Origin of the sequence: Pseudanabaena sp. lw0831 (genome assembly GCF_016584665.1) — a bacterium.
Taxonomy (GTDB): Bacteria; Cyanobacteriota; Cyanobacteriia; order Pseudanabaenales; family Pseudanabaenaceae; genus Pseudanabaena.
This window is the reverse complement of sequence record NZ_BBJB01000051.1, coordinates 60,050-66,242: the sequence shown is the minus strand read 5'-3', so window position 1 is coordinate 66,242 and position 6,193 is coordinate 60,050. Positions and strand designations below refer to the sequence as shown.

The following is a 6,193-nucleotide window of genomic DNA, read 5'->3' as shown; positions in this document are numbered from 1 at the left end:
ACGCCATTTTGGAGTTGTCCATTGGTGCTGAGTTCACTATGACAGAGATATAAGCGATCGCCAGTGCGATCGAGCAAATCCCTCAGCAATCGCTGTAAGCGTTGCATATCCGCATCTCGCTGGTTTTCGATTGTCCATAATGTTCCATTCCAGCCTTTAAGAAAAAGTGGCGCACCGAATAGAGAAGCGGCTCCACCCTGCAACCATAGATCGGAACTAGCATCCAGCCAAAATTGCCAACGATGCGATCGCCTTGCCATGCGATATTGGATAATTGTTGCGAGGACAACGCTATCTTCAGGTAGATTAGGAGCATAGGGATTGGCAGTGACCGTACCTTGCCGAATCAGTTGAATAAAATTTTCAAGAATGACGGTATCTTCTAGATCGAGTCGATATCCCAATTGCCAATAATATTGGGCAGTTTCAATCAATGACTGTAATGTGGAAGTATGTTCATAACTCAACTTGCGTGGTTTAAAGAATGCCTGAATAGCGCGATCGACAAATAGCAATGGCGCATCCTTGGGCGATTGTTGTTCGATCCATTGCCGTAATTTTTCGTAGTCTTGAGTCGCTTCATAGCCGAGGCGATTCCATTGGTTATAGGTTTCTGCTTCCAACAGTTGCGGACTTTCTGGATGTCTAGCAAAGCAATAGTCTGCAAGCATTCCAGCCCGAACAGGATCGATCGCTTCGGTAAGTACCACTAACATTTCGGCAATATGATCGCGGCTCACGAGTTGCCCAAGATTCGGATAGACTAATGTGATTAGGGTCAGTAGCGATCGCACTTGAGCAGAATAGGATAATGGACGCTGATCGTTCAGGGGCGTAATAAGAATATTCTTTTTGCGAAGAATTTCCGCGATCGCATAGTTGGCAATATTATCTAATCCAGGGGCAATGATGGCGATCTCGTTGGCGTTGACTGCACCTGATGCGATCGCTTCGGCAATCGTTTCCGCAACATTACGGAATAATTTGGAGCGAGAAACAGATTCAATGGAGTGAATGGTAGCGTAGGGTTCGATAAATTGTAAAATTGGTTCGCTGATAACTTGCAGAACTGACTCTGCGATTTCAGCCCCCAAAGTATGTGTCGCATGGGGTAACCTTATGATTTCACATTCTGATTTGAGCGATTGCCAATATTCAGGATCGCCACCTAATCCTAATCTTGCCGAACCGTCGGGATTAAAAGTAAACATGCCGATCGCACTATTCTTAAGCAAAAATTTGCATAAGTCACAGGCGATCGCAGGCATCTCATCAGCGCGATCGACGATAATATATCGAAATCTTTCCTTAAGTTTGCGTTGATATTGAGGATTGGGAAGTAAATAATGGACAAACAAATCCGTAATAATTCCATAGGTGAGCAAGCCCCGCTCCCAACAATACTTACGCCATTCTTGTAAAGCTTCGCCAATTTCTTGCCATTGCTCTAATATCTGATTCTCAGTACCTTCAATATTTTCTGGAATATTAGTCTCGATACCAGCATTTAGAATCGCAGGGATTTCGTTAATCTCACGACCACCATAGGCTGCTAATAGAAACAAATCTAATAATCTGCGAACAAGGCGATCGCGCCCAATACCTTCCATTTGTAAGGTTCCTGTTTCGATGCGATCTTTCCAGATCTTATTAGCGAGTTCCTGCTCATTCTCAACTCTTAGAAGCAAAGGGAACTGGGCTTTCAGATCGAGTTTTTTGACTAATAATGTCCAAAACAAACGCACTTCGTCACGAAAAAAACTTAGCGGAGTGACAGCGGTAACTGGATAACTGCCATGAGTTGCGATCATCAAGCGATCGCTAAGCTCACGACGCTGTTGAGAATCGACGGTAAGAACCAAAACTTTTTGCGAAGCAGCTTGGGGATTAGACTGGTACGCAAAATCTGTTTCAGTCCAATTACAAAATCGCTGAACTACTCGCTCAGTCTTGCCACTCCTACTACCGCCTTCAATCCACAAATTTGTCATATCAGACTTTTAGTTTCATTATCTTTACGGCAGTTATCACCGATGTAACTGCCTTCAGCTTTAAGTACCTCCGCAAAATTAAAAAACAAGCCAAAATCTGTACCGTTCGCGTAGCGAGCGGTACAGATTTTGGGATTTTATATTTAATTGTGCCGAGGTACTTATCAACATTTACATTGTATGCCAATGGAGTTTGACATTATTTTGACATTATACAAATCAAGAAATAAGTGCAGCAAAGTGTGAAATATGGGGCAGTTTTCCTATTGGTAAATCTGTAAATAAGCGCCAAAGCCTCTAGGGCAGATATTGAGGCGATCGCATGTACGCACAAAAAAATCTTGAGATACCTATGCCATTTTTGACAAGATGTGATAACGTATTTGCACTTTCGTGCTGTCAAAAACTGACATTCTAGAGAAAGCAAAAAAATTGCTGTGCTAATTTTTTGCTTGGTATGCCCCCAAATCGCCACTGCGTATATCGAATATGTACATTAAAAATGTAGAACTAACCAGATTTAAATCCTTTGGCTCGACTGTATCAATCCCACTAATGACTGGGTTTACGGTGGTTTCAGGGCCAAATGGTTCGGGTAAGTCGAATATTCTCGATGCACTGCTATTTGCACTGGGGCTAGCAGGTTCTAAGGGGATGCGCGCCGATCGCTTGCCAGATTTAGTTAACCAAGCCCACAGCAAGAAGGGACGGATGGTCGAAGCGATCGTCACCGTGACCTTTGCCCTCGAAGAAGCAGAAATGGCGGCTTTGCAAAGTGAAGGGGTGGAGATTCCTTCGGCGGAAGGACAGACTATTGGCGAATGGACGGTGATGCGGAAATTGCGCGTTACCACGCAGGGGACTTATACATCTACTTATTACATCAATGGAACGCCATGTAATTTGAGCGAATTGCATGAACAATTAGCGAAGTTCCGTATTTATCCTGAAGGCTATAACGTCGTATTGCAGGGGGATGTTACGGGCATCATCTCGATGAATTCGCGGGAGCGGCGAGAAATTATTGATGAATTAGCAGGTGTAGGCGAGTTCGATCGCAAAATCTCAACAGCCAAAGATAAATTAGATGATGTTAAAGCTCAAGAAGAGCGATTTCGGATTGTTGAGCAGGAACTGATTGCCAATAAAGAGAAGCTCAAGAGCGATCGCGTTAAGGCAGAAAAATATAAGGCGTTGCGGTTGGAATATGAACGCATGGAAGCATCGGAGGCGGTGCTGCAACAGCGAGAGATTACTTATCAGCAATCACTTCGTAATGTTGAATTAGTTAATAATCGCGAACAATGCGGCAATATTGAGAAGTCCTTGGCAGAACTCTCGCAGGTAATCGAGACAGGCACAGTGCAGCTTAACGAACTTAGCGATCGCGTCCATACTCTCGGTGAAGAAGAATATCTCTCGGTTTCTAGTAACTTGTCTGGACAACAGGCAGAACTGCGCGGATTGCAACGTCAGCAGCAGTCTCTGACTAGTTCTTACCAAAATAATCAAAATCATATTGTCAGTACCCAAGAGGAAATTGATCACCTCTTGCGTGAATCGGAAGAATTAGAATCACAAAAGCAATTTAAGGAGGAATCAGCAGCTACCACTGAAAAAGCTCGCGATCAGCAGTCATCGATTGTTTCGCAATATCGTAAGGAAGTGCAAGCGATCGCATCAGCTTCCTCGGAATGGGTACGTCAGCAAACGCAATTACGTCAAGATGTTGATAGTGCTCAAGCTTCGCTCGATCCGCAAAAGCAAGAGCAAACTAGAATTCGCGAAGTCCTCAATCAGCGATCGCTCCAATTGGAATCGCAAGAAAAGGAATTGAAAGAAATTCTGGCTGGAGAAGGGCGTTATGCCGTTGATATGCTATCCAATCAGTCTCTCGAAGATGCTTTGCGGCTGCAAGAAGCGGAAGTCAGTGGCGCTGAGGCTTTGGTGCAAACCTTAGCCAAAAATCTTGCAGAAGCGCAATTAGAAGTACAACTTCAGAACGAAACTATCGATCGCATTTCTCAGGAGCAGCGAATCAAAACGCGACAACTTGACAAACTCGAAGCTCAAGTCCAAGCAAGTCGTGAAGTCCAAGGAACCAGAGCTTCACAGGTCGTGATCGAAGCAAATATGTCAGGTGTGTATGGCTTGGTCGCTCAGTTAGGATTAGTTGAGCCTCGTTATCAATTAGCTCTAGAAATCTGTGCGGGTGGACGCTTAGGCAATCTGGTTGTGGATAACGATGAAGTTGCATCGGAAGCGATCGCCTTGCTCAAACGCGAGAGAGCAGGACGCGCCACATTCCTACCGTTGAATAAGCTAAATGCGGCTAAGTTTCCTTCACGCACAGAAGCCCAAAGACTAGGCGCGATCGACTATGCCTTTAATCTTGTCACCTACGAAGATCGCTATCAAGATGTCTTCTCCTTTGTGTTTGGCAATACTCTCGTATTCGAGAACCTCACTCAAGCGAGGTTCCACATCGGCAAGCATCGCATGGTAACACTAGAAGGTGAAATCCTCGAAACATCTGGGGCAATGACAGGTGGAAGCGCTCCTCTGCACGGTAGTCTCCATTTCGGCAATGCCAAACCTGCGGAATCTTCAGAAACAAAACAACTGCGCGATCGCCTCTTAGAAATCGACCAGATGCTAGCCAGCCTAAATCACCGTTTGCGCGGCGGATTAACTGGTATTGCTAAGTTTGAAGAACAATTACAATCTGCAAGAACTACTCATCGTGAATCCCAACTCAAGCGCGATCGCATCTACGAACAAATCGAACGCAATAGCCGCGATCGCACTCGTCTGCAAGATCAAATTCAGCAAACCCGTGCTGCGATCGAAATCGGTCAATCACAATTGAGCACTCTTGATGGCAATATTGCCGAACTAGAAGCGAAGCTGCTAGTCAAGCGAGCCGAACTTACAGAACTAGAAAAATCGGGAACTCATACACGTTGGCTGCAAGCGCAAGATGCATTGCAAGGTCAAGAAGCACTGCTAAATAGTGCGGAAATCGAACTGCGCACCGCCAAGCAACAACTAGGCGAATTAGAGAACAAACATAAGCTCGCCTTAGAGAAAATGGCGCAGCGCCAAATTCGCTTGCAAGAACTGCGAGGCACTCAAGTGGAGCTGATGAATAGCACTTCGCAAATTCAGCATCAACTTAAACAAACTGAAGCTGCGATCGTCTCCTATCAAGCTCGTCTTGATGTGCTCGAGCAAACCATCGGCGCGGCAAAACAAGAACGTGATGCCTGTGAGCGGTCGCTTCGCGCTCAACAACAACAACTGCAACAACAAGAATGGCAGCTACAAAAAAATCGCGAACGCCAAACCGAACTGGAACAGCAAATAGCTCAATTTACAGAGCAACTTGCCCAAATTGAGCTTCCTGACATTGTCCCTGAAGTTCCCGAAACCATGACCCTTGAGCAGTTGCAACTAGAGCAACGCCGTTTACTCAAGCGGATTCAGTCAATGGAACCCGTCAATATGATGGCGATCGCAGAGTACGAAGCCACATCACAACGTCTCGACGAACTCAGTAGTCGTCTAGAAACTCTCAACCAAGAACGCACCGAACTCTTAATCCGCATTGAGAATTTCACCACTCTGCGTCAACGGGCCTTCATGCAAGCCTTTGATGCAGTCAACGGACATTTCAAAGAAATCTTTACCGAACTCTCCGATGGTGACGGTTATTTGCAACTCGAAAATCCCAACGCGCCTCTCAGTGGCGGCTTAACCCTTGTTGCTCACCCTAAAGGCAAGCAAGTACAGAATCTCTCATCGATGTCTGGAGGTGAAAAATCTCTCACAGCTCTCAGCTTTATCTTTGCACTGCAACGCTATCGCCCTTCGCCTTTCTACGCTTTCGATGAGGTCGATATGTTCCTTGATGGTTCTAATGTGGAGCGCCTCTCAAAAATGGTGCGGAAGCAAGCCAACCTCGCTCAATTTATCGTCGTCAGCCTCCGCCGCCCGATGATCGAAGCTTCAGAACGCACTATCGGCGTAACTCAAGCGCGTGGAGAGCATACTCAAGTTTTAGGCTTAGAACTGCGATCGAGTTGATGTAAGCGAGTGACAGCGCTTTGCGCCGCCACTAGTCTTTTAACCCCAAAGAGAGTTGCGGCGCTTTGCGCCGCAACTCTCTTTGGGGTTTTGATTTTGTCCTAACATAAGTGGCT

2 protein-coding genes are annotated in these 6,193 nt (G+C 45.7%); one reads left to right on the top strand and one right to left on the bottom strand.

Translation table 11 applies throughout. The annotated features are described in order from the left end of the window. Positions 1-1,991, bottom strand: a 1,991-nt coding sequence (locus APA_RS09420; RefSeq protein ID WP_201322033.1) for a UvrD-helicase domain-containing protein, incomplete at its 3' end; no start/stop codon positions are given. Between the two features lie 489 nt (positions 1,992-2,480). Here APA_RS09420 and smc point away from each other — a divergent pair. Then, a complete protein-coding gene (gene smc / locus APA_RS09415; protein ID WP_201322032.1) occupies positions 2,481-6,077 on the top strand; it encodes a chromosome segregation protein SMC in 3,597 nt (1,198 codons plus the stop codon). The last annotated feature ends 116 nt before the right edge of the window (positions 6,078-6,193 follow it).

What these genes read in the sequence shown, in the direction of transcription:
- smc (WP_201322032.1), top strand. Translation starts at nt 2,481, where the DNA reads ATGTACATTAAAAATGTAGAACTAACCAGATTTAAATCCTTTGGCTCG.